Below are 1,656 nucleotides of genomic sequence, written 5' to 3'. Positions count from 1 at the left end.
GGGGCGGCTGGTCGGCGGGCGCTACCGGCTCGTGCGGCGCCTGGGGTCCGGCGGGTTCGGCAGCGTGTGGCAGGCCCACGACGAGGTGCTGGGCGTGGACGTCGCCGTCAAGGAGGTCCAGCTGCCGCCCGCCGCCTCCGCCGAGGAGCACGACGAGCGCCTGGTCCGCGCCCAGCGGGAGGCCCGGCACGCGGCCCGGCTGCGCGACCACCCGAACGTCGTCGGGGTGCACGACGTCGTGGTGGACGGCGGTCTCCCGTGGACGGTGATGCAGCTGATCGTCGGCCGCTCCCTGGAGGACCGGATCGTCCGGGACGGACCGCTCGCGGCCACCGACGCCGCCCTCGTCGCCCAGGCCGTCCTCGCCGCCCTGGCCGCCGCGCACGAGGCGGGCATCGTCCACCGCGACGTGAAGCCGGCGAACATCATGCTGGCCGACGACGGCCGCGTGCTGCTGGCCGACTTCGGGATCGCCGTGCAGCAGGACCAGACCGCGCTCACCGCCTCGGGCATGTTCATCGGCTCGGTCGACTACCTCGCGCCCGAGCGCGCCCACGGCGCCCCGGCCGCCCCGCCCGGGGACCTGTTCTCCCTCGGCGCGACCCTCTACCAGGCCGTCGAGGGGCGGATGCCGTTCCGCCGCGACACCCCGGCGGCCACACTCGCGGCGCTCCTGTTCGAGACGGCGCCGCCGATGGCGCTGGCCGGCCCGCTGGCCCCGCTGATCAACGGCCTGCTGGCGAAGGCGCCGGACGACCGCCTCACCGGCCCGCAGGCCGCCGCGCTGGTCTCGGCGTTCCTCCGGCAGCCGCCGGCGCCTCCGACGGCGCCGGTCACGGTCGCGGCCACGACGTTCGTTCCGCCCGCGCCTCCGCGGCCCCCGGCCCCGGCGCGGCGGTGGAGTCCGATGTCCCTGCTCGCGCCCCTCGGTGTCCTGGCCCTGTACGGCGTCGCCATGCTGTTGATTGCCGCCACCGTCCTCGTCACGCCCGGCAGCAGCCACGACACGGCGATCGACCTCACGCTCGGCAAGGGTCTCGGGTTCAGGTTCTTCCCGGACCTCCCCCCGACCGACTACGGGATCCTCTTCACCTGGCCCTGGCTGCTGCTCGGCGTGCTCGGCCTCGTCTGCACCGCCCTCCTGCCGAACCGCCGCCACCTCGCCGTACGGCTCCTCGGCTACGGCAGCCTCACGGCGTTCGCCGTGCGCCTCCTCACCACCGACCTGATGCTGGAGCCCCGCACCTTCGTGCCCGTGCCGCCCTCGCTGCTGCCGTACACCTCGGTCTCCTTCGGCCCCGGCTGGTGGCTGCTCCACGCGGCGGTGCTGCTCAACATCGCCTACTTCGTCTGGCAGGACGTCCGTTGGGCCCGCCGCGGCGCCTGACGCCCCTGGTTCCCCGACCCGTCGACCGGGCGATTTTCGGTGTCGCCGCACCCCCGCTCCGCCAGCTCCTCCCCATCCCAACGAGCCCGACCGGACGGCCCCTTGAGCAGCACCGTCGACTACCTCGTCTGCGCACTCGCCCTGCTGGCGACGGCCGCACGGCTGGTCCTGACCCGCGGCCTGTGCCGCCGCCCCGGGGAGCGGCGGCTGATGGCGTTCATCCTCGGCATCGGCGCCGCCATCGCCGTGCTCGCCCCGGCCACCCGGGC

At 75.4% G+C, this 1,656-nt stretch carries 1 protein-coding gene; it reads left to right on the top strand.

Annotation, left to right across the window (positions count from 1 at the left end; genetic code table 11):
• Window positions 1-1,387 (top strand): serine/threonine-protein kinase (locus AB0O00_RS38290; protein WP_363659302.1); only part of this gene is annotated, 1,387 nt, incomplete at its 5' end.
• Between the last annotated feature and the right edge of the window lie 269 nt (window positions 1,388-1,656).

Source organism: Kitasatospora sp. NPDC093558 (assembly GCF_040683475.1).
Lineage (GTDB): Bacteria > Actinomycetota > Actinomycetes > Streptomycetales > Streptomycetaceae > Kitasatospora.
The sequence above is the reverse complement of the archived record's forward strand: the minus strand, read 5'-3'. Positions and strand labels throughout refer to the sequence as shown.